This is a genomic window from Thermohalobacter berrensis, from assembly GCF_003609645.1.
Lineage (GTDB): Bacteria > Bacillota > Clostridia > Tissierellales > Thermohalobacteraceae > Thermohalobacter > Thermohalobacter berrensis.
The window spans coordinates 12,911-36,698 of the sequence record NZ_MCIB01000037.1 but is presented as its reverse complement, the minus strand read 5'-3'; the positions used below and the strand labels follow the sequence as shown (position 1 = coordinate 36,698).

The following is a 23,788-nucleotide window of genomic DNA, read 5'->3' as shown; positions in this document are numbered from 1 at the left end:
TCTATGGGCAACCATGGAGGTAGAGTGCCTTTTTTATTGTATAAAAAAACTATAAAAAAGGTGGTATGATATGCAAAAAAATATTACTGAACAATTAGAAAATAAGCTTTATAGTAGAAACTTCACAAAATTTGGATTGGATATGAATCCTGTTGTTTCTATTGTATCAGGCTTGTTTATATTACTTTTTTCATCCTATGCACTTTTTAATCTAGAGCATGCAAGCCAACTTTTTGAAAATATAAAAAATACTATTATATCTAAAGGTGACTGGTTGTTTATATTATCAAGTAACTTTTTTATAGTTATATGTTTGTTTCTAGCTTTCTCAAGATTGGGTAAAGTTAGGATTGGTGGTGTTGGTTGTAAGCCTGAATTCTCAAATTTTGCATGGTATTCAATGTTAATATCTGCAGGAATGGGAATTGGATTAATGTTCTGGGCGGTTGGAGAGCCTTTATATCATTTTGCAGTTAAGCCTCCAATCTTTGATAGTGCAAATAAAGCAACTTCAGCAATGGCTACTACATTTTTCCATTGGGGACTTCATCCATGGGGTATATACGCCTTAATATCATTAGCATTAGCATTTTTCGCTTACAATAAAAAACTTCCACTCTCTCTAAGATCTGTATTCTATCCAATACTAAAGGATAAAGTCTTTGGGATTATTGGTGATATTATTGATGTTTTAGCAGTTATAGCATGCCTATTTGGATTAGCTACTTCATTAGGTCTTGGAGTACAACAAATTAACAGTGGTTTATCTTATCTACTAGGAATAGATTTTGATGTTAAAATACAGGTTATGCTGATTACTGTTATTACTTTGATGGCTACTTTATCAGTAGTCTCAGGTATAGATAAGGGAGTTAAGATGCTTTCTAAGCTAAATATAAAATTAGCCTTTGTATTTATGAGTGCCATTTTACTTTTAGGGCCAACATCATATATATTAAAAATATTTTCTAATTCTTTAGGAGTCTACACAAATGACTTAATTAAGTATTCATTCTTTGTTTCATTAGAAAATAGTTCTTGGCAAGGTAGTTGGTCAGTATTTTATCTTGCATGGTGGATTTCTTGGTCACCATTTGTTGGAATGTTTATAGCTAGAGTATCAAAAGGAAGAACCATTCGAGAATTTGTTTTAGCCGTACTAATTGTACCTTCTCTTCTATCATTTATTTGGCTATCAGTTTTTGGTGGAAGTGCTATATATATAGACAACCAAATAAATGGCCAATTATTTGATGTAGTGCAAAATAATCTTCCAGTTGCTTTATTTGAAATGGTAAACCATTTAGATATATCAGTTTTAACTAAAACTTTAAAAGTTTTACTATCAACAATAGGTACACTATTGGTTATTTCCTTCTTTGTTACATCAAGTGACTCGGGTTCTCTAGTAGTAGATAATATTACTTCTGGTGGAAAGCTAGATTCACCAGTACCACAAAGAGTATTCTGGGCTTGTATGGAAGGTTTAGTAGCTGCAGTATTACTACTAATCGGTGGAGAAAAGGCACTCTCTGCTTTACAAACAGCTGTAATAAGTACAGGATTACCATTTTCTATTATACTAACCATTATGAGTATACTGCTTATTAAAAGTATTAAAACTTCCTATAGAAGACAAACTAGAGATAAAAAAATTAAATTATATGATAATAGTTTTGATAAATATAAATCTGGTAAAGGCGAAATATCAGCTTAAAATAGATTGGATATTTATAAAAGGAACCCTAAAAGCAGGGTTCCTTTTTTAGTATTAAAACTATCCTTCAGTTCTAACTACAAATTTTGATTTACTGTATTCACTAGATAATTGTTGCGTAGGTGAGTCATAAGGTTTTGCCCATCCACGCTTTAAAGCTAATTCTGATAAGGCAGCATGCCCTGACATTACTTGACTTAAACTAGAAGAATACATTGATCTTAATTCTGGAGTAGTGGAAATTAAAGATGCATTTAAATATGCATTTGCTGCTGCTTTGGCAGAAGCCATTAAATTATCTGCTATAACCTCATCATTTATATCTGTATTTTGTTTTACTTTATTACCTAGAAAAGATGTCATATTACTGTACCTCCTCTGTACCAGTAACTTGATTCTCATTAATAAACTGCTAAATCCCTTTTATTCTACCTTGAGCTGCTAATATACCAGCTTCTGCCTGTTTTTTTAATTCTTCATCAGTTATTAAAGTCTGCATGGCCTTCATTACTGCTAAGCCATCCTTCTCCATCTTTAATAAATTAGTTAAGGATAATATTTCACTCTCAGCAAGCTTTCTCATATTTTACCTCCATATTTTTCATGATATTGTCTAATATCTATTTATATTTTTTGTTCAAATTTTTATATTAATCATGTGAATTTATTGCTTTGCTTTGATTTTTTATATTCTATTCCATTTTTTGCAAATTATAAATATTCTATTAATCACAAAAGTCATGAGATTTATTATATTTAATTGGCATACTTTTAGTTTCAACTTCAACTGAGACATTTTCCTCCCTTTTCTCTACTTTTAAAAGATGGTTCCACAGTTTATCTGTTACTTTAAAGTATTTATTACCTATTTTCAATATCCCATTTTTATTTATAACAAAAACTAAAAGATTTCTTTTATCCTCTAACCTTTTAACTACAACTATTGCATATCTAGAAATACCCTCATATTTACTTGAATTTACTTCTTTGCTTTTTTTAAGCTCATCAAAAATAAACCTAACTTCTTCTTGACTAGTAGACCATATATTTTTAGTTGGAGAAACATTCCAAAATTCATAGGTTATACGTATTTTTCCCCTATATTCTTTCCAGTCTAGATAAGTAATTTCATCTTTCTTAAATGATTTCTTTTCAAAAAGATAATCACCTTTACTACAGCCAACACTTAAAATACTTAAAACTAAAATAATAATAGTTATTATTTTTTTCATTGTATCTCTCCTTTTTAATTTATATGATTTATCTATAAAAGTATTCAAATTCCTTATAAAAACAATCACACAAATTTAACTTTATTAATACTATATTATTGGAAAAAGGAACAAGCCTTCCTTTTAGAAAAATATAGAATGCCTGGGAAAAGCCAAGGATTTTATTCAATCTTATCAATGTAAAGGAGGTATAATAATATGACTGACAATATCAAAAAAGCAATTGAAGCTGTAGTTCAAAATGCTGAAAAGCTAGAAAATGCTCAGGGTGGCCAAGGTGCTCCAGTTTGTGATTTTGATGCTCCAAATGAAGTGCAATGCCTTTTCAATATTTGTAAGAGTCTTGTTTTAAACTTCTGTGTTGAAAAAGAAAATGACGGACCACCTTCAAATTGTTAATATATTCTCTTAATTAAATAATTAAGTATGCTTTAATTTCTAAATCCCTGGTATCCCAGGCATTTACCTTTCTTTTTTTATTTATAATTTTAAGCTAATTCTATCTGTAAGGTAAATAATATAAACATATTATAAAAATAGTCACACAAATATATCTTTGTTAATACTATATTATTGAAAAAAGGAACAAGCCTTCCTTGTAGAAAAATATAGAATGCCTGGGAAAATTCAAGAACTTTATTAAATCTTATCAATATAAAGGAGGTATAATAGTATGCCTAACAAAATTAAAACTCAAGGTGGAGTAGGTGCTCCAGTTTGCAGTTTTGAAACCCCAGAAGAAGTAAGTTGCCTTTTTAATATATGTAAGTGTCTTGTTTTAAACTTCTGTATTGAAAAAGAAGATGACGGACCACCTGGACCACCTGATAATGGCGGACCACCAAACAAAGATTAATTTATTTGTTGCAATTAAACAATTAAGTATGATCTAATGTAATTTGTAAACTCCCTAGGTATCCCAGCATTCTCCTTTCTATTTTATTAAATATCAGTCCCATTTATGGGACTGATATTTTTATATATAAGGTTAAATCATTTTATCTGTAACATAAATGATAGTGTAGACATATTATAAAAATAGATTAGTTATATAAGGAGGAAATATAAATGGATGAAATAAAGATACCTAAATTAGTCACACCTGAAATTATTGAAACTGTCCTAGAAAATGAAGAAGCTCTTAAAGCATTATTTCATTTACCAGAAGAAGAAGGATTTATTGATAATGGTGATTGTAAAATAGCTTGGAATTCTAAAATGATAAAATTTTTATTATGTGATGTTCAAATCTATGTCAAAACCAAAGATAGTAAAGAAGAAAATATCCAAGATATTAATACTAATAATATATCTCAAATTTATATAAATGTTTCTGCCCTATCAAACAAAAAAGATACTAAAGACGAAGATACTAAAAACTACGAAGAAGAAATCCAACAAATTAAAAAAGCCCTTAAAAAAATGAATAGAAAAATTGAAAAGCTAGAAAGAAAAATTAATGATATAGAAGACTTCCCATACACAGATATTCTGTTTTAAATAAAGTATTACATATTATATTAAATAACTAATTTATTTTGGAAATTCACCAAGGAGGCCCCTTTAATGGACTTAAAGGTATACAAGGATTGTAAAAAACTCTTACACAATAGGTAAAAATGAAACAACCTATTGTGTAAGAGTTTTTTATTTTATAAAAGTAGTCACACAAAACTAACTTCATTAATACTATATTATTGAAAAAAGGAACAAGCCTTCCTTTTAAACAAATCCTAAGATAAATAAGGAATGCCTGGGGAAAGCCAAAAATTTATTTTTCTCTTTTAAGTATAAAGTATGATAAAACTAAGAAAAATTTCCAAAATTTAATCATATAATTAAAAAGGAGGTATAATAATATGCCTAACGAAATTAAGAAAGCAATTGAAGCTGTAGCTGAAAATGCTGAAAAATTAGATAATGTTCAAGGCGGAGTAGCTGGCCCAGTTTGTGATTTTGATGCACCAGAAGAAGTAGGTTGTCTTTTCAATATGTGTAAGTGTCTTGTTTTAAACTTCTGTATTAAAAAAGAAGGTAATCTATATCAATAAAATATTTGGCTAATACCATATTATAAATATTTAATATATTTTAACATCTAATTCCTTGGCAACCAGGCATTCCACTATATTTTTATTAAATAGCATTCTGCTAATCTACATCATATAATTTACCTATAAATAGTATTGTTCCAGTTTCATCATCTGCAATCATAAATAAGAAGGGTCTGTTTGCTATAAAAGTTGTAGGCTCTACTGCGGCAGTTTCCTGCATTTCCACTACTGTAGCTCCTGCTGCCTCACTTCCTTCTTCATTAACCTCAATTACAGCTTTATGAAGGACTCTGCTTATAAAAATATTATCACGAATACCTGAAAAATTAGCAGAACTACTAAATGCTTCATCCATTCCTAATTCTTTTAAACTATTATTTAATTTCTTTATACCATATTCTATCTTAAAATGAGGTATTTGTAGTATGACATCTTCTGTTTTTGAAATACTTTCTCTTATTTTTTCCCATTTATCTTTATCCATGTTATCTATAAAGTTATTAATTGAAATCCCTTTATTAGGAAGTATACAATACATAGATACCTTTCCATTTCCATAGGGAAGTCTTACAGCTTTAAAGTTATCCCCTTGTAAATATTCAACAGTACCTTTTCTATTCATCATCATAACATTTTGTTCATTTTCTTTATCAACATAAAACTTAGTTCTAAAAGTATTTTCCTTATCAAACTCTTCAGTCCATTCTCCTTTAAAATAGATGGCATTTATAAGATACATCACAACTTGAGGTGAAATTGGTCCATTAATCATCTTTTTTATTTTTCCCTTTGTTGAATTATTAATCCAATTATTGATTTTATCTACTGCATCTTTTTCAGAAAAATCCAATTCATTTATATAGGCATCAAATATATCTTTATTAGTAGATAAAAAATCTTCATTAATTTTCTCACCTTTTCTAATCCATATTGAGTTATTAATATCTAATTCAATTTTAGGGTCTACTTGGTTTAAGTATCTTAATAAATTTTTATAACTTTCATTAAGAATATTAATATCAATTCCCTTATATCCCAAAACCTCAGCCATTCCTTCCTTAGTTATACCCCTTGCACCTTCATATGTCATGGAAAGGGCGGTTGATATACTTAATGGTGATATAAAAATATTCTTATTTCTATCTCCCTTGTTAAGCTCTTTGAATATATTAAAGGCAAATTGACTGTTCCCATCAACAACACTTGCTTTAATTTTATTTTTATTATAGTTTAAGTCTTTACTTGAAATGCTTCCATCTGTATTAATTGCACATCCAACCAATAAAGACCCGATTAAAATAATAGAAATCATTATGGTTAATACTCTTTTCATATTACTCAGCTCCTATCTAGCTTTTATATATTTGACCTCCTTTTTTTTAAAAAAGTTCCATATATACTTTTTCATACAATATCTTCACTGTTTACCAAAAATTTTATAGTTAAACTATTCTTTTTATATTTTTATCGTTTATATATATGTTTTTAGCACATATTATAAGAATCTACATAAACTGTGAATAGGAATAAAAAAAGGAGCTGTTAGTCCATGATTATTCATGTAGTAGAACCTGGGCAAACACTTTGGGAAATTGCTACCTATTATAGGGTTTCTCTTGGAGAAATAATAAATGTTAATGAATTACCAAACCCAAATCGATTGGTGGTTGGGCAATCGTTAATAATTCCAACTGAAGATGTTATTCATACTGTACGTCCTGATGAATCAATATGGCAAATTGCCCAACTTTATAGAACTACTGTTGAAACAATTATAGAAGCTAACAATATTGTAAATCCCAATTATATTTACCCTGGACTTAGATTATATATTCCTGCACCTAGACACCAAGTCCAACCAGGGGAAACATTATGGGAAATAGCACGAAGGTACGGGGTTTCTTTACAAACCTTATTAAAAATAAATAATATTGAAAACCCTAATCTTATATATCCAGGTACTATACTAGTTATTCCCTTAAGACCTAGACCTGTTATTGACGTAAATGGATATATTTATGAATTTGGAGAAGAAGCTGTTCCAATAGTAAGGAAAGATGGAGAGCACCTAACTTATTTAAGTCCATTTGCATATCTAGTTACAGAAAACGGAGATCTTGCACCAATAGATGATGTTCCAGCAATTATAGCAGCATATGAAGAAAATGTAGTTCCAATGATGTCTATTACAAATTTTACCGCAACTGAATTAGGAGAAAATTTAGCACACATTATTTTGGCTAATCCCCAAATTCAAGAACGTTTGCTTACAAATATCATTAATGTAATGAGAGAAAAAGGATATTTAGGTCTAAATATCGATTTTGAAAATGTACTTCCAGATGACCGTGAACTTTATAACCAATTTATTCAGCGAGCAGTAGACCGTTTACACCGGGAAGATTTTTTTGTTTCAACTGCATTAGCACCTAAAACAAGTCCAGAACAAAGAGGTTTATTGTATGAAGCACATGACTATGAAGCACATGGTAGAATTGCTGACTTTGTAATATTGATGACATATGAATGGGGTTATCGATTAGGACCTCCACAGTCAATATCACCATTAAACCAAATTAGACGTGTCCTTGATTATGCAGTTTCTGTTATACCTAGAAATAAAATCTTTTTTGGTTTTCAGATATATGCACGGGATTGGCTTCTTCCTCATGTCCAAGGTCAAGAAGCAGAAACTTTTAGTATTCAGGAAGCTATATTAAGAGCAGTAGAAAATGGGGCTACTATTATGTATGATTCAGTATCTCAATCACCATTTTATCGATATAGAGATGAACAAGGAAGGTTACATGAAGTATGGTTTGAAGACGCTCGTAGTGCTCAAGCAAAATTTGATACTGTAAAGGAATATGGTTTAAGGGGTATAAGCTATTGGGTTTTAGGATATCCCTTCCCACAAAACTGGGCTTTACTTGAAGACAATTTTATTATTAGAAAAAGAGTTTAATTAAAGTAAAAAAGTCTTCTATCAAAAATAGAAGATTCTCAAGATTGACTTTTGTGGAACATATGACGGAAATTATATTTTATCCACAATTTTTATTTATTTGTAATTTTCTATATGTTATAAAAAAGGGTCTATTCCAATTTATTGGAATAGACCCTTTTGGTCTTAAACATAAACATAGTTATTCATTTATAATTTAACTACATTAGCAGCTTGAGGTCCCTTTGCATGTTCAACAACATCAAATTCAACACTTTGACCTTCTTCAAGGCTTTTGAATCCATTTTCATTAATTGCTGTGTAATGTACAAAAACATCATTTCCATCTTCACATTCAATAAATCCAAAGCCTTTTTCAGAATTAAACCATTTTACTTTACCTACCATTAAATTTTGGCCTCCTTTAAACATAATTCTTAAAAAGTTAAATACTATAAAAACTATTTTCGACCTAAAATTTTAAATAAGAGGCCAAAACTAATTCCTATGTATTTCAAACTTTTTATCTTAACACTTCAATTGATTATAACATATTGTTCCAAAAATTACAAGGGAATATTCAACTTTAGTATGCAAAATTACCATTTTTAAATATAGGTATTTCTTCTCCTTCAGCTGTAATTCCTATTATCTCTAAATCCTTTGTTCCTATCATAAAATCTGCATGTACTAAAGAATCATTTACACCTAATTCTTTTAATTCTTCTTCACTCATATTCTCACTATTCTCTATACATACAGGATAGGCCTTTCCTATGGCTAAATGACATGAGGCATTTTCATCAAAAAGTGTATTGTAAAATAATATATTAGATTTTGAAATAGGTGAATCATATGGAACTAAAGCTACTTCACCAAGATAGGATGAACCTTCATCTGTTTCAATAAGTTTTTTCAAAGTATCATAACCTTTTTCTGCACTAAAATCAACTATTTTTCCATCTTTAAATGTAATTGAAAAGTTTTCAACTAAGTTTCCATTATGATTTAAAGGCTTAGAGCTTACTACTGTACCATTTACTCCTGTCTTTTTAGGTGCAGTAAAAACTTCTTCAGTAGGCATGTTTGCAATAAATTCTACTCCTTCTGGAGTAAAATCAGAACCTCCAACCCACATGTGTTTTTCAGGAAGCTCAATTCTTAAGTCTGTACCTAAGGAGTTTTTAAAATGAAGGTACTTAAATTTATTAGAGTTTAAAAAATCCATACTCTTTTTAAGGCTATTTTTATGTTTTTCCCAAGCAGCAACAGGGTCCTCTGTATCTACTCTCACCGCTTTAAGTATAGCCTCCCATAGTTTTTCAACCGCCTCGTCCTCTGATAAGTCTGGGAAGACCTTTTTTGCCCAAGCCTTTGTAGGAACTGATGCTATACACCATACATTCTTGTTACTCATAAGACTTTCCCTATATTCCTTAAGGGCAGAGCCAGCTACTTTGTTCTCTTTTGCAATTCTTTCAGGATTTACATCTTTCATAAGCTCTGGGTCAGAGGCAGCAATCCTTAAAAAAGCTGCTCCTTCTTTTACATAATGGTTATGAAATTCCTTCTTCCACTCAGGAAATTCTTCAAAAGCTTCTTCAGGAGCATGTATGTACCTAATCTTTGAAAACAATTCATCTCTCCAGTTTATAACTACATCCTTTGCCCCCTCTTCATAGGCAATCTTTGCTACCATTCTTGTAAATGAAGCACATTCAATTGGTGATGTTATTACAAGAATTTGATTGGTTTGAATATTAACTCCAGTTTTCACTAAAAGACGAGCATACTTTTCAAGTAAACTATTATTCATTGTAAAACTCCTCTCTTATTAATTTTTTCCTACTACTTTGTAATACTAAATTTTATAGAAATCCACTTCTAAAATACATCTTTCATTAATATCTAGTATAACACAAAAATAGCAATTAATAGATTTATATGGAAAAATTATATTATTTCTTTATCTATTATATCATCAATAAAATATGCAATAAAAAACTCTGCCCTTTAGGCAGAGTTAAAAGTTTATTAAATGTTTTTCATAAATGACTTTAGCTATTTTAAAAGTGTTTTCTTTGCCTCTTTTCATAGCTTCATCTATACTTTGTCCTTTTGGAGTTATGCATAGAACACTATGGATATCTAGTGATTTTAATACTTCTTCTTCAATATCAACTTTACCTGCAATAGCAATTGTTCTTTTATTATATTTCTTAGCAAGTGCTGAAATACCAGCTGGAACTTTACCGTGGAGGGTTTGGTTATCTATTTTACCTTCTCCAGTAATAACTAAATCTACATTTTTAATTTTTTCTTCTAAATTTGTTTCTTCTATGATTAATTTAATGCCAGGTACTATATCTGCATTTAAGTAGGCAACAAGGCCAGCACCTAAACCTCCAGCAGCTCCTCCTCCCTTTATCCTAGATACGTCTATGCCTAAACTTTCTTTTATAGCATTTTGATAATTTATCATGCCTTTTTCTAACTGTAAAATTTCTTTATAGCTTGCTCCTTTTTGAGAAGCAAATGTGTGAGCTGCTCCTTTTTTCCCTGTTAATGGATTGTCTACATCACAAGCTATTCTAAAATTTACATCCTTTAATCTAGAATCTAGGTTGGAAATATCTATTTTATCTACAAGGCCTAATTCAAAACCAAATCCCAATAATTCTTCACCTGACTTAGATAAAAATTTTACCCCTAAAGCTCTGGCCATTCCCATTCCACCATCATTAGTGGAACTTCCTCCAAGACCAATAATTACATTCTTACACCCTCTATTAACAGCATCTAAAATCAACTCACCAACACCATAAGATGTTGTTTCTATAGGATTTCTTTTATGTTTATCCAATAGATATAACCCTATTGCTGAAGCAACTTCTATATATGCAGTACTACCATCGTCTGATATACCATAAAATGAATCCACAATATTACCTAATGGACCTGTTACATTTAATTTAATTTTTGATCCATTATTAGCTGCTAAAAAGGCCTCAACCATACCTTCTCCACCATCTGAAATTGGTACTTTTGTTATCTCTAAACTTCTATCTATTTCCTTTAATCCTTTTTCTAAGTAATTGGCTACCTCTATAGAAGTCATACTCCCCTTAAAAGAGTCTGTTGCTATTAGAACTTTCATTTTTCCACCTCATCTATCTAATCATAGAAAGTATGTTAATTTATCCCTATGCCATCTTTTTGAATCTATCTTCTACACTATCTTTAATTATATTTACCTTTGGTCCATAAACAATTTGAATATGATTAGGAGTAGGTTTTATTATTCCATTAGGTCCAGTTTTATTAATTTCTTTCTCATCAACTTTACTCATATCGGCCACATCAACACGTAATCGTGTAAAGCAGTTTTCTATAGATAGTATATTTTCTTTTCCTCCTAAGCCTTTAATGATTTGTTCTGCTGTTAATTCAAGGTCTTTACTAGTGTTATTATTAGTATCATTATCTTGATTTAATGAGCCTTCATCCCTTCTTCCTGGGGTAGCTAAGTTAAATTTAACAATAGCCCATTTAAACACATTATAATATATTACAGAATAAGACATACCTATTAATAAAACCATATACCATTTAGAACCTGATTGTAATACTCCAAATACTAATAAATCAATAATTCCCCCTTGGGTATTACCAATTGCAACACCAAACATATGACCTAGCATGAATGAAAGTCCTGCCATAACAGCATGAAATACATATAGCATTGGTGCCACAAATAAAAATGAAAATTCTAAAGGTTCTGTTATACCTGTTGTAAATGCAGCAAGTGCACCTGCTAATAGTAATGGCTTAACTGTTTCCTTTTTAGAAGAATCAGCAGTTCTATACATTGCTAAAGCTGCTGCTGGTAATCCAAATACCATCATAGGTATTTTCCCTTGAGCTAAAAATCGTGTAACCTCCGTAATTGGCATATTATCTGGTATCATACCTGTTTCTAGATAGTTATTAAAGATCAATAATGCTCCTGTTACTGTTTCTTTTCCAAATTCAGCGACTCCACCTATCTCAGTAGTACGAACTAATGAATTTAATATATGATGTAACCCAAATGGTATTAAAGCCCTTTCGAAGAAACCAAATAGGAAGGTACCAAAATATCCGAAGTTAGAAAGTGATTTTCCGATCCCAGTAATAACTTCACTTACTGGTGCCCACACAAATGGAACAACTTGTCCTAAGGCTGCAAAAACAATTGTTACAGCGATAGCTACAAATCGTTTTCCTCCAAAAAAAGCAATTGCATCCGGTAATTTTACATTGTAATACCTATTATGGATTGCAGCAGTAACAAGACCTACTAAAATACCTCCTAATGCATCCATACGTACAGTAGTCATACCTAAAACATTACCTACTGCATCAATAGTAAGTTGAGTATTATCTAATACATACATCATACTTCTGTTAAATACTAAATATCCTATTAATCCTGCAAAAGCTGCAATAGGCTTTTCTTTCTTAGCCATACCTAAGGCTAATGACATAGCAAATAATAATGGAATGTTTCCAAATAGAGTTCCTGCTACCTTACGAATTAATTGTGTAACATACATAACATATTCTGAACCTAAAAACGGTGCAATCTTTTGAATTTGTGGGTTAGCAGAAGCAGCTGCTAACCCAAGAAATATACCTGTTGCTGCCAATAATGAAATTGGCAGCATAAATGACCTACCTAATTGTTGAAAATAATCTTTTAAATTTTGTTTCATTAAAATCCTCCCCTTCTACTTTAATTCTGGCCAATATTCTTTATTGGCTTCAATTAGTGCATCTAGAACTTTACGAGCCTTTTTAGCGTCAACTACAGTTCTATTTAGAGTTAATGCTTGTAACGCCTTTTCATATGATCCTTCAAAATAAGCATCTACTGTTAGTTTTTCATAGGCTAATTGTTGTTCAATTAAACCTTTATAGAAGGTTCCTATCTTACCTACTCCCATAGGTCTTGGACCATTTTTCCCAAGAATTGCTGCTACTTCAACCATTGCATCATCTTGTATATTTGATATTAAGCCATTATTTTCAGTGATAATTATATATATCCTATTTCTGTTATGTGCAATGGATTCAGCAACCTCAACAATCATATCTCCATGTGCATCATTATGTATAACTGAGCAATCTTTAGCTGTTCCCGCTTTAATGACTCTGCGACATTCTTCAAATACTCTTTTTTCTCTACCATCCATAACTTCATTTGCACGAGTATAATTTGGATTTAATTTTTTAACTTTATATTCTGGATAGTAATAATATTGTAAATAAGTATTTGGAAGATAATCTGGAAAATCTTGTAGCATATCTTTTACTAATGCATAAGTATCTAACCATGATTGATCACGCTGTTCTGCATCAACAGGGGCAAATCCCTTTTCTAGAATAATTTCTTTTATTTTAGGAACTAAGTCATTTCCATCTTTATCATATAGGTTAGTAAACCATCCAAAATGATTTAATCCAAAATATACAGGTTCAAATTCATTTGGGTCCATATCTAATAAACGTCCATATGAACGCAGTAGATTTACTGGTTGATCACATATATTTAATATTTTCTTATCATCTGGAAATACTCTTCTTAAGGCTTCAGCAACAATTGCTGCGGGATTTGTATAGTTTAATATCCATGCATCTGGTGAATATTTACGAACATCATTTATCATTTCTATCATATCTCTAATTGATCTCATTCCATAGGCCATTCCACCTGGGCCACAAGTTTCCTGACCGATAACCCCAAAACTTAGTGGAATTTTCTCATCCTTTTCCCTCATTTCATATCCACCAGTTCTTATTTGGCAGAAAACAAAATCCATATCTTTATAAGCTACTTCTTTATCTGTTGTATATTCAAAGTCTAGCTCAGGATATTTTTCTTTAAATAATATCTTTGCAAATTCTCCAATAACTTCTTGCCTTTCTGGATTTATATCATATAGTACAAGTCTTTTTAGTGGAAAAACATCTTTATTTTTACATAAGCTTTGAAGCAAACCAGGTGTCCATGTACTTCCTCCACCAACTATTACAATATTATATTTTTTCATATCAATACCTCCTAATTTTTTATTTATTTCTGTATAAGAAGGATAATCTTTGCTATGGCTTGTATAACTTTCAATATAATTTTACATAATTGAAGAGTCATATAGAAGCGTTTTCAAGTGGTTTGTTTTTTGCTTCTCAGTTTATAATAAAGTACATTTTATGTAATTTTGTACATAAAAAAACTCATCAGTTATAACTGATGAGTTTTACACATACTACAGGAATTATATTCTCTTTTTTCTTATATAAGTATCTAAAATTATTTGAAATAATATTAAAACAGTTGCACGAGATTTATTATCAAATTCAACAGTTTCATCATCTTGTGCATATACATATAAGTTTATATCAGCTAATTTAGATAGACTATTTATTCCCATACAAGTAATTGAAACTACAGTAGCTCCCCTTGATTTTGCAATTTTAGCAACTTTTAATGATTGCTTTGTTTCACCACTAAGAGATAAAACAAATACTACATCATTCTCATTCATTTTATCTGCTGATAAATAGGCTATATGTGTACTCGTATAGTTAATTGCTAGTAGATTGATTGATAAAAATTGGTTAATTATATACTCACAAGCAATACTCGATAGGCCTTTTCCAAAAAAGTGAACTTTTTTATCAGCTATTAATTCAATAATTCTACCTATTGTATCTTCATTAATTAATTCACAGGTCTTTTCTACATCTATTAAATGTTTTTTTATTAGCTCATCATAATTAAGTGAATTTAGTTTTGTTTTTTCTTTTCTTATTCTTTTTAATTCATATTTTAGTTCTGAAAAACCAGAATATCCAAGCTTCTTACATAGCCTTATAACAGTTGTTGTTGACACAAAGGTTTGTTTTGCTAAATCAGATATTGTCATTTTACTAATTTTATCAATATTGTTACTTATATAACTTAACACCTCAAATTCTGATTTGTTTAAAGTTTTGAGAACTTGAGGGTCAATTTCTTTAATCATTTTATCACCTCAAGTTAATTATACAATAAAATAGCATAGTAATTTAATTGTTGAACAAATTTTCTAAATATTAAAGAGTAAATGCGATAAGTGTATTTAAAATTTACTCAATATATTTATAGAAATTTTAATAATAAATTATTTTGTTTTCAGATACATCTAGAATCTTTTTTATATCTTTAGTTCTTATCTCTATCGTTATCTCTGGTTTTGCTGGTGAAAAGACAAATTTATCATAGCTAAATATATTTTTATCAATTATTAATGTAATTTCTTTAGAGTATCCAAATGGTGCTGCACATCCTGGAATACAGTCTGTCTTTTCTGTTAACTCTTTTCCTGAGGCAATGGATACTTTTTCACCTAATAATTTTTTCATCTTCTTTGAATCTAGTCTAGTACCCTTTACTGTTACAAATACATAATATTTACCTGATTTTGATTTTATAAATAGGCTTTTACTTTCAACACCTTCAAAATTAAATCTTTCCCTAACTTTTTTGGCCTTTTTATAATCAAGAACAGGCTCATGTTTAAAAGATTTATATTCTATATCTCCTTTATCTAGTAAATTTAGAATATGTTTATACAATTTATCATCCTTTCTGGATTTTCTTTGTACACAATGGGTCAAATAACTTCTTTTCCTATAGTTTAATTGTATTCTATATGCTAATCTACTTCAATTATGTTACAATTATATAGTAATATTAACATCATAAGAAAGTAATTAATTGGAATTATAAAATATTAACAAGGGGGATAGGTAAAAATGTCTATTAGAAGCTTTTTAAAACTGGTTGAGATTCAGACAAAGATTGCTAGTATAATTCCCTTTACTCTTGGCACACTATATGCTTATTATCGCTTTGATAATTTCAACTTTACTAATTTTAGTATAATGCTTATATCAGTATTGGCCTTTGATATGGTCACAACAGCCATAAACAATTATTATGATTATAAAAATGCAATAAAAACCTATGGATATAATTATGAAAGTCATAATGCTATAGTAAGATATGATTTAAAGGAATCTACAGTAATAGCTACTATCTTAACACTACTGGGCATTGCTACAATATTTGGAATACTACTAGTTTTCAAAACAAACATAATTGTTTTAATAATAGGAATGTTATCATTTGCAATAGGGATTTTATATTCCTTTGGACCTATTCCCATAAACAGAACCCCATTTGGTGAACTATTCTCAGGCTTATTCATGGGATTTATAATAGTGTTTTTGTCTGTTTATATTCACATATATGATAAAAATATTTTAACCTTTATCTATAATAAAGGACTAATAAATATAAGTATAAATTTCTTTGAAATTCTCTACATTTTTCTAATATCAATACCTACAATAAATGGGATTGCCGATATTATGCTTGCAAATAACATTTGTGATATAGAAGATGATATTGAAAATAGACGATATACTTTACCTATTTATCTAGGAAAAGAAAAGGCATTAATGCTTTTTAAAATAATATACTACATTATTTATATTGATTTTATAGCTCTATTTTTACTAGGAATTTTTCCTTCAGTATCATTACTTACACTACTTACTTTTATTCCAGTAAATAAGAATATTAATGTGTTTTTTCAAAAGCAAACTAAAAGGGATACATTTGTAATTTCCATAAAGAATTTTGTACTGATAAGCTTAAGTTATATATTAATAATTGGTATTTCGATAGTACTTAAATAAAATATACTTTGTTTATATACAGTTGGAAACAAATGTCTTTATAAAAAAGTCTTCTATTAAATAAAAACAGAAGATTCTCAAGGTTGACTTTTTTAAAACACATGACGGAAATTATATTTTATCCACAATTTTTATTTGTTTGTAATTTTCCATGTGTTATAAACAACTAAGCCCATTCTAATTAGAATGGGCTTAGTTGTTTAGTATGTGGGTGTGAAACTACAATAACCAATTTTATCAAATTGTCTTTTCATTTCTTGCCATTTTTTTGGATCCTTTATGGCCTCTAATGCTGTTGGATAAAGGATATAATTTTCCTTAAAAATATGATCTCTAAGATTAAATATTATATATTTTACAGCTTCATCAAGTTTAGTCTTAAATTCTTTAAAATCCAATTTTGATACATTTTCTGATAATTCTTTAATTAACTGTTTCCTTTCTCTTAAATCATCATGTTCCATTCTCATAATCCTAGTAGGTCCAGTGATCTTTCTTTCCTCCATCTGTATAAAAAGTACATCCTCTTCCCTTTGATGATGTTTTTCAGTTTCTAATAACCTATCCGCCAAATATTTTAGTTTAGTAAACTCTTTTTTTTCTCCAGCAAAACTTTTCATAGTTTGAATTTTATTATTTACTATTTCTAATTCATTTAGGTATTTTAGTATTTCATCATGTTCCTTAATAAGAATATCTAAAACATGCCCTTGATCAATTTGTTTTTTTAGTTTAACTAATTCATCCTTTAATACTTCCATATGAATCTCACAAAGATTTCTTAAATCCTCAGGTTTCATTCCCTTTTCTATAAGTTTCTGTTCAGCTAATGAAAGTTCAAGGGGATTTATCCTAGAAACTAATTCAATAGCTTCCTTCCTTATATCTTCAGTAATTTCCCCTGAATTTAATTTTTCTAATATCTCAGTAAGCTTATCTATTTTATTCATTCATTTACACTCCTTATTCCCTCATAATATTAAATATAATTTTTATAATTTTCTCATCGACTAAATTTTGTTAACTTAATTATATGAAATATTTAAAAATTAAACCGTGACTTCAATCAAAAGAACTAGACACAAATTAAATTTTATATAATAATATAATTATAATTGTAATATTTGGTAAAAGATGCTTTTTTTCATACACTAGTATTAGAGTAATAATACATTTGTAAGGAGGATAAGTTATGAACAATAATTGGGTTTGCCCTAAATGCTCAAACACTAGCTATGAAGCTGATCAGTTCCAAGCAACTGGAGGTGGATTTGCTAAACTATTTGATGTTCAAAATAAAAAGTTTACTACTGTTACATGTACAAGATGTAAATATACAGAGATATACAAGGCTGCCTCTAGTGAACTAGGTAATATATTTGATTTTTTCCTAGGGGGTTAAAAATAGAGAGTCAAGGATAATCCTTGACTCTCTATTTTTAGCCATATAAAAGTATTATAATATTTAATTTTATTCCCTACTAATAATTTCTTCAGAAAAATGTCCATAATTTCTAACTTTAGGGCTTATATATTTCTTCTTTCCTGTGATAGCATCATATACTATAGAGTAGGTTTCACCATTAAAATTAACATGTGCCTCATATTCTAAATGACCATCTATATTTCTTATTAAAATACAATCTTTAATAGGGTATTCTCCTTTATATTTAGAAATTATTTCATCTTTTGTAACCTTAGGAATAGGAATTTCTTTATCATCTAACACATTTCCTATTTCAAAACTAGATAATTTACCGTATTTATTAATTCTCATACTAAATCTCTTTGTTTCATCATAGATATCATTAATTTTCTTTATATAGTCATAGATTATTGTCTCCAGCTTATCACCACTATAATAAATAGTTTTTTTATAATTAACATAGCTCCCATCATTAAAATTTTTGACGATTTCATTGGCTATTTGTTCCATTTTTTCTTTGGAATGTTCTATATTTGGGTTATTTTGTATACGAAGTAAAACATAAACTGTATTATTTAATTTATTATAGGTAACTTCATAGGGTACTCCTTCATTAGAAAGTAACTCTGTAGTTGTATATTTATTGAATACATACTTATTACTATCATCTTGTCTTTTAGAATCAAAGGATAGTTCTACATCCCCAAGTCCTAACTTTGCCATAATTTTTTTAGATATTTCCCTTACTTCTTCTACACTTACCACATTTTTATTTTCTAATTCATCTTTATATACTTTTAATATAGTATATTTATCTTCTTTTAATATCTCATCTGCCTTTTCTGAAAAACTAACAAATATATCTCCTTTATAGTATTTTCTATTTGAATAACTACCGAAACTTTCAAGGAATTCATTTTGTAATTGGATTAACTTCTTATTAAAAGAAAATAAAGTATTTAAATATTTTCTTTCTCTATTACTTATGTGTTCATCCTTCAATATTTGATAAATATTTTTATTTGCGTCTATTAAAACATCATCTAAATAACTCTCTTTTATAGCCTTTTTATGTTTACGGAAACTTTTCCAATTAGTATCTTCAAAAATATATAGTTTTTTTCTATCTAATATTTCTTTATTATAGATAAACCTATCAAGATTTTCACTTGATAACATGATTTCTGCAATCTCTTGATTTAATTCCTCTAAAGCATATTGAAAATCCAAAAAGGTAAACCTTAATTGTCTGTTCATCTCTTGTTGTAGCTCTATGTATCCTGTAATGAAATAATTAGAAGCCATTAAAAATATAATATAAATTGTAAATTGTATGATTTTACGTTTCTTTTTCATCCCCTACCCCCTTAATCTAATTTGAAAGATAATTCCTTTTGCCTTTTTAATAAAATACAAATCCCTTTTGTCTATAAACTTTCCAATATAATTTGTTGTCCTATCTCTATTAATAATCTATTATCAATTCCATTTTTAGCCTCCTCTTATAAGTACTTTAAAATTATTGTAATAATGTTTTACTATATTTACTCATTTTGTTTCTCCTTTCAATATATAATTAACATAAATAAAAGTTAATTATATACCTATTAATTCCATAACGACAATGTTTTTCCTCTTTAAGTAAAAAAAATGAGTCAAAGGACCATCCCTTGACTCATTATCACCTAGCGTTTGCTAATTCTATATTCACCTTTTTCCCCTTTATTGTATTATTTTTCATAACTTTTAATACTTTTTTTGCATACTCCTTAGGTATCTCTACAAATGTATATTTACTATATATATCAATACTTCCAATTAATTTTCCCGGAATACTTGTTTCATCAGTTATTGACCCTAGTATGTCCCTTGGTTTTATTTTTTTGTTTTTGCCAATGTTAATAAATAACCTTACCATACCAGGTTCTGCTCCGGTATTTTTAAACTGCAATTCATCTTCTTGGCTATTTTCCTGATTTTTTCCCATATTAATTTTTAATAATGCTGCAGCTATATCAATAGCTGTGTAATCTTCATCTAAAAGTTTTTCAATAATACTAGCTTCATTACTTAAGTTTTCCTTTTCTATAATATGTGTTATTTTATCTAATAAAATATAGGCTTTACTTTCTTCTACTTCTCTTATAGAAGGTATACGTTCTCTTTTTATTTTGGTTTTTGTATACTTCTGTATATTCTTTAGCTTATATATTTCCTTCCCTACAACAAATGTAAAAGCTTTGCCAGTTTTTCCTGCTCTACCTGTACGTCCAATCCTATGAACATAGTATTCCTCATCCTGTGGAACATCATAATTAAATACTATTTCTATATTGTCTACATCTATACCTCTAGCTGCTACATCTGTTGCAACTAAGACCTCAGTATTTCCCATTCTAAAGCTATTCATTACCCTATCTCTTTGTCTTTGCTTCATATCACCATGAAGGCCATCTGCAAAATATCCCCTTCCCTGTAAGCGAAGTACTAGTTCATCAACCTGCTTTTTTGTATTACAAAATACTAATGATAGCTTTGGATTGTGTATATCTATCAATCGAGTTAGGACTTCAAATTTATTTCTTCTCTTCATTTCAAAGTAGTATTGTTCTATGCTTGGAACAGTTAACTTTTTATGCACTACTTTTATAATTTCAGGCTTATTTTGATATATTTTAGCTATTTCTAAGATAGCTTTAGGCATAGTGGCTGAAAATAAAATAGTCTGTCTATCTGTTGGTGTAGCCTTCAAAATTGTTTCTATGTCTTCTCTAAATCCCATGTTTAACATTTCATCTGCTTCATCAAGAACTGCCATTCTAAGATTAGTTAACTTTAATGTTTTACGTCTCATGTGATCCATAACTCTACCTGGTGTTCCTATAACTATCTGAACTCCTTTTTTTAATGGGTGTATTTGCCGACTAATTGGTTGTCCTCCGTAAATAGGTAATATTTTAATTCCTTTAATATATTTTGCCAGTCTTCTTATCTCTTCAGCAACTTGGATTGCTAATTCCCTAGTAGGACATAAAACTAAAGCTTGCACGTTTTTGTTATTAGAGTCTATCATCTCTAATATAGGAATTCCAAAGGAAGCTGTTTTTCCTGTTCCTGTTTGTGCCTGTCCTACTATATCTTTACCACTTAGTATTTTAGGTATAGATTTAGTCTGTATTGGCGTTGCCTCCTCAAATCCCATATCTTTAATAGCTCTTTTTAGTTTCTTAGATATTTGTAACTTGTCAAACTGTACTGTTTTCATATTATTACCTCACTTTAATTTATTATTATTAAAAAAAGCTGTAGATGAATACTATTCATCCACAGCTTTTTTAAAACCATTTATTGTATAGTATTTAAACATATTATATATCATTATATTTTTTAATCACAAATTGCTCTTAACTGTAAATTAATTTTGATCCCTTAGAACCTATTATACCATAGTTTGTTGTCCCTTAATTTATATATTAGTACTGGATACCTTCCTTACCTTTTTAGGAGCTTCTTCTTTTATCTGTGAATTAAGGTATACTGCTAAAACTATCATAAAACCACTAATAAGTCTTAAATATCCTAATTTTTCATTAAGAATAATTGCTGCTAAAATTACTGAAAATACAGGAACTAGATTAATAAAAATTGCTGCCCTGCTAACTCCAATCTCTTTAATAGCCATCTGCTGGATCAAATATCCTATTACTGTTGGGAATATAGCCATATAAACTACAGGTAACCAACCTTTAATTGAAATATCAAAAATACTAATCTGTAAAAATTCCCTTATTACAAATGGAAATAAAACTACTGTACATACAATAAAACTATAGGTTGTTAGGATTAAAGGACTATATCTATCCATTATTTTCTTAACAATTACAGAGTATGTAGCCCAACAAGTAACAGCTACTAACATTATTAAATCACCTTTATTAAAGGTGAAATTAACTAATGTTTTTATATTCCAATTAGTTATTGTTAAAATGACTCCTATTAGCGCTAATATTAAAATTATTATTCTTTTTATCACTAGTTTTTCATTGATAAAATATGACGCTAATACTGCCGTAACTATTGGATTAGTGGCAGCTAATATTGAAGCATTACTTGCTTGAGTATACTTTAGTGCAGTAAAAAAGAAAATATGATAACCTACCATCCCTACAACTCCAGTAATAATTACAGGAATCCAATCCTTACCTTTTAGTCTCCAGTTCTTTTTTTCGTATTTTACCATTACAAAAAAGATAATTATTGATGCAAAGAAAAACCTAAAAAAGGTTAGGGATATAGGGGATAATTCATTTACTCCTAGTTTACCTGCAATAAATGCTCCAGCCCAAAATAAAGCTGCCATAGTCATTAATAAATAAATTTTTTTATTATTCTTAGCCATTAATTACTTCCCCCAAGCAAATACAATTCTTAATAATATAATCTTCTCTATTATATTATAACAATCCTTTAATTGCACGATTTTTTATGAATTTATTTTTAAAATATATACTCATATCCAATACAAACCCTTGGTTTTAATGCATCATCTTCTTCTATCAAATTATATTTTTTCTTTACTTTTTCAAAATCATTTATTGCACAAGAGCCCCTCATTTGCCAACAATCAAATCCATCTTTTTTAAACATTTTCTTTTGTTCTTCTGTAGGAAAAACACTAAACTGCCAGTGTCTTTCTATTTCTTTCATACCTAATTTTTTATAATACTTTTATGCCCTCTCATCTTGAGAATACCAATAGGTTAGTTGGTCAAAAAGCCCTTGCATTATTACAAGGGCTCAAAATATTACTAATTTTTCTTGTTATCAAATTTTTCGAAGATCTTTTTTACTGTTTTTTGCCACGAGGTCTACACTTATGCTTTTTAAATTTTTTTCTTGGTAGAATTTTTCTTATTTTTTCTCCTTGTTCTTCAGTTATAATCTTATCTTGAATCATTTGGTCAATTATATCTATTTTTCTTTTTTTATGATTTTTAAAGTGTTCTCTTTTTTCTTCTACTGTCATATTTTTTATTTTTTCCAGTTCTTTTCTTTTTTCTTCTCTTTTATTTTCTATATATACCCTAATCTTTCCTACATCTTGTTCCTCAATTATTCCATTATCAACTAATTTATTTAAAAATCTGGTTAATTTTTTATCTCTTAGCTCTTTTTGCTTTTCTCTAATTGCTTGTGCTTCTTCGTTAGTTATTATGCCTTTTTCTTCTAACTCTTGTAATATATTTATCCTTAAGCTTAATCTTTTTTTATTATATTTTCTTTTTTGCTTATTCATTTCTTTTTTCTCTTTTACTCTTTTTTCTATATACTCTAATATAGTGTCAGCTTTATTTTGTGTTATTTTACCTTCTTCTACTAATTCGTCAAGTATATATTTCATATACCCATCATGTTTGTTGTATTCTTGAGATATCCCCAATTTTCTGCTATATCTAATAAAATTTTCATTGTTTAAATTATTTGCCAAAGCAGTTACACCTATAGTTAAAACTAAAACTACAATCAATACTGTAGTTACCATCTTAATTTTGGGATTTTTCATTTCACTTCCCCTTTCATTTAAAATAGATGGCTCTTTTTTATTTTTCCCCTTTAGTAATTATATTA

General features: G+C 28.9%; 25 protein-coding genes. 8 read left to right on the top strand and 17 right to left on the bottom strand.

Going from position 1 to position 23,788, the window contains the following annotated elements:
- The first annotated feature begins 70 nt into the window (after positions 1–70).
- Entirely contained in the window at positions 71–1,717 is a 1,647-nt protein-coding gene (locus BET03_RS11565) for a BCCT family transporter (protein ID WP_120170457.1), read from the top strand.
- A 60-nt stretch (positions 1,718–1,777) separates the two neighbouring features.
- On the opposite strand, the gene BET03_RS11560 is transcribed toward BET03_RS11565, so the two are convergent.
- From BET03_RS11560 to BET03_RS11555, 3 genes are all read right to left on the bottom strand, one after another.
- Positions 1,778–2,080: a spore coat protein gene (locus BET03_RS11560; protein ID WP_120170456.1), complete on the bottom strand. Its 303-nt coding sequence runs from the start codon at positions 2,078–2,080 to the stop codon at positions 1,778–1,780.
- A gap of 49 nt (positions 2,081–2,129) precedes the next feature.
- Entirely contained in the window at positions 2,130–2,300 is a 171-nt protein-coding gene (locus BET03_RS13720; protein ID WP_183108847.1) for a hypothetical protein, read from the bottom strand.
- 142 nt (positions 2,301–2,442) lie between these two features.
- Positions 2,443–2,949: a hypothetical protein gene (locus BET03_RS11555; RefSeq protein WP_120170455.1), complete on the bottom strand. Its 507-nt coding sequence runs from the start codon at positions 2,947–2,949 to the stop codon at positions 2,443–2,445.
- A gap of 198 nt (positions 2,950–3,147) precedes the next feature.
- Between BET03_RS11555 and BET03_RS11550 the strand changes: the two genes are divergently transcribed.
- The 4 genes from BET03_RS11550 (at position 3,148) to BET03_RS11535 (ending at position 5,000) form a co-directional block, all read left to right on the top strand.
- Positions 3,148–3,348 carry a hypothetical protein gene (locus BET03_RS11550; RefSeq protein WP_120170454.1) on the top strand — a complete coding sequence of 67 codons (201 nt, stop codon included), beginning with the start codon at positions 3,148–3,150 and terminating at the stop codon, positions 3,346–3,348.
- A gap of 274 nt (positions 3,349–3,622) precedes the next feature.
- Positions 3,623–3,805 (top strand): hypothetical protein, encoded by a 183-nt coding sequence (locus BET03_RS11545; RefSeq protein ID WP_120170453.1) that lies wholly within the window; start codon positions 3,623–3,625, stop codon positions 3,803–3,805.
- Between the two features lie 212 nt (positions 3,806–4,017).
- A complete protein-coding gene (locus BET03_RS11540; RefSeq protein WP_120170452.1) occupies positions 4,018–4,449 on the top strand; it encodes a hypothetical protein in 432 nt (143 codons plus the stop codon).
- 359 nt (positions 4,450–4,808) lie between these two features.
- Positions 4,809–5,000, top strand: a complete 192-nt coding sequence (locus tag BET03_RS11535) for a hypothetical protein (RefSeq protein WP_120170451.1) — start codon at positions 4,809–4,811, stop codon at positions 4,998–5,000.
- A gap of 100 nt (positions 5,001–5,100) precedes the next feature.
- Here the strand turns inward: BET03_RS11535 and BET03_RS11530 are convergent, their stop codons facing one another.
- Positions 5,101–6,336: a serpin family protein gene (locus tag BET03_RS11530; RefSeq protein WP_120170450.1), complete on the bottom strand. Its 1,236-nt coding sequence runs from the start codon at positions 6,334–6,336 to the stop codon at positions 5,101–5,103.
- Between the two features lie 216 nt (positions 6,337–6,552).
- On the opposite strand from BET03_RS11530, the gene BET03_RS11525 reads away from it, so the two are divergent.
- Positions 6,553–7,968: a glycoside hydrolase family 18 protein gene (locus BET03_RS11525; RefSeq protein WP_120170449.1), complete on the top strand. Its 1,416-nt coding sequence runs from the start codon at positions 6,553–6,555 to the stop codon at positions 7,966–7,968.
- 189 nt (positions 7,969–8,157) lie between these two features.
- On the opposite strand, the gene BET03_RS11520 is transcribed toward BET03_RS11525, so the two are convergent.
- The 7 genes from BET03_RS11520 to BET03_RS11490 all read right to left on the bottom strand — a co-directional run bounded on the left by BET03_RS11520 (position 8,158) and on the right by BET03_RS11490 (position 15,606).
- Positions 8,158–8,355: a cold shock domain-containing protein gene (locus tag BET03_RS11520; protein ID WP_120170448.1), complete on the bottom strand. Its 198-nt coding sequence runs from the start codon at positions 8,353–8,355 to the stop codon at positions 8,158–8,160.
- A 178-nt stretch (positions 8,356–8,533) separates the two neighbouring features.
- Complete coding sequence (locus tag BET03_RS11515; RefSeq protein WP_120170447.1) at positions 8,534–9,763, bottom strand: aminopeptidase; 1,230 nt, start codon at positions 9,761–9,763, stop codon at positions 8,534–8,536.
- Between the two features lie 207 nt (positions 9,764–9,970).
- Positions 9,971–11,104: a glycerate kinase family protein gene (locus tag BET03_RS11510; RefSeq protein ID WP_120170446.1), complete on the bottom strand. Its 1,134-nt coding sequence runs from the start codon at positions 11,102–11,104 to the stop codon at positions 9,971–9,973.
- 46 nt (positions 11,105–11,150) lie between these two features.
- Complete coding sequence (locus BET03_RS11505) at positions 11,151–12,701, bottom strand: PTS transporter subunit EIIC (RefSeq protein WP_120170445.1); 1,551 nt, start codon at positions 12,699–12,701, stop codon at positions 11,151–11,153.
- A gap of 15 nt (positions 12,702–12,716) precedes the next feature.
- Positions 12,717–14,039: a 6-phospho-alpha-glucosidase gene (locus tag BET03_RS11500; RefSeq protein WP_120170444.1), complete on the bottom strand. Its 1,323-nt coding sequence runs from the start codon at positions 14,037–14,039 to the stop codon at positions 12,717–12,719.
- 225 nt (positions 14,040–14,264) lie between these two features.
- Positions 14,265–15,014 (bottom strand): MurR/RpiR family transcriptional regulator, encoded by a 750-nt coding sequence (locus tag BET03_RS11495; protein ID WP_120170443.1) that lies wholly within the window; start codon positions 15,012–15,014, stop codon positions 14,265–14,267.
- Between the two features lie 127 nt (positions 15,015–15,141).
- Positions 15,142–15,606: a YbaK/EbsC family protein gene (locus tag BET03_RS11490; RefSeq protein WP_120170442.1), complete on the bottom strand. Its 465-nt coding sequence runs from the start codon at positions 15,604–15,606 to the stop codon at positions 15,142–15,144.
- 180 nt (positions 15,607–15,786) lie between these two features.
- Here BET03_RS11490 and menA point away from each other — a divergent pair, with 180 nt between their 5' ends.
- Positions 15,787–16,734: a 1,4-dihydroxy-2-naphthoate polyprenyltransferase gene (menA, locus tag BET03_RS11485; protein WP_120170441.1), complete on the top strand. Its 948-nt coding sequence runs from the start codon at positions 15,787–15,789 to the stop codon at positions 16,732–16,734.
- A 200-nt stretch (positions 16,735–16,934) separates the two neighbouring features.
- On the opposite strand, the gene BET03_RS11480 is transcribed toward menA, so the two are convergent.
- Positions 16,935–17,684: a DUF438 domain-containing protein gene (locus BET03_RS11480; RefSeq protein WP_120170440.1), complete on the bottom strand. Its 750-nt coding sequence runs from the start codon at positions 17,682–17,684 to the stop codon at positions 16,935–16,937.
- Positions 17,685–17,926: 242 nt separating this feature from the next.
- Here BET03_RS11480 and BET03_RS11475 point away from each other — a divergent pair, with 242 nt between their 5' ends.
- Positions 17,927–18,136: a zinc ribbon domain-containing protein gene (locus tag BET03_RS11475; protein WP_120170439.1), complete on the top strand. Its 210-nt coding sequence runs from the start codon at positions 17,927–17,929 to the stop codon at positions 18,134–18,136.
- 69 nt (positions 18,137–18,205) lie between these two features.
- Here the strand turns inward: BET03_RS11475 and BET03_RS11470 are convergent, their stop codons facing one another.
- The 5 genes from BET03_RS11470 to BET03_RS11450 all read right to left on the bottom strand — a co-directional run bounded on the left by BET03_RS11470 (position 18,206) and on the right by BET03_RS11450 (position 23,723).
- Positions 18,206–19,516 (bottom strand): hypothetical protein, encoded by a 1,311-nt coding sequence (locus BET03_RS11470; RefSeq protein ID WP_120170438.1) that lies wholly within the window; start codon positions 19,514–19,516, stop codon positions 18,206–18,208.
- Between the two features lie 325 nt (positions 19,517–19,841).
- Complete coding sequence (locus tag BET03_RS11465) at positions 19,842–21,425, bottom strand: DEAD/DEAH box helicase (protein WP_120170437.1); 1,584 nt, start codon at positions 21,423–21,425, stop codon at positions 19,842–19,844.
- Between the two features lie 201 nt (positions 21,426–21,626).
- Positions 21,627–22,559 (bottom strand): DMT family transporter, encoded by a 933-nt coding sequence (locus BET03_RS11460; protein WP_120170436.1) that lies wholly within the window; start codon positions 22,557–22,559, stop codon positions 21,627–21,629.
- A 98-nt stretch (positions 22,560–22,657) separates the two neighbouring features.
- Positions 22,658–22,867, bottom strand: a complete 210-nt coding sequence (locus BET03_RS11455) for a hypothetical protein (RefSeq protein WP_120170435.1) — start codon at positions 22,865–22,867, stop codon at positions 22,658–22,660.
- Between the two features lie 139 nt (positions 22,868–23,006).
- A complete protein-coding gene (locus tag BET03_RS11450) occupies positions 23,007–23,723 on the bottom strand; it encodes a hypothetical protein (RefSeq protein ID WP_120170434.1) in 717 nt (238 codons plus the stop codon).
- Positions 23,724–23,788 lie beyond the last annotated feature (65 nt).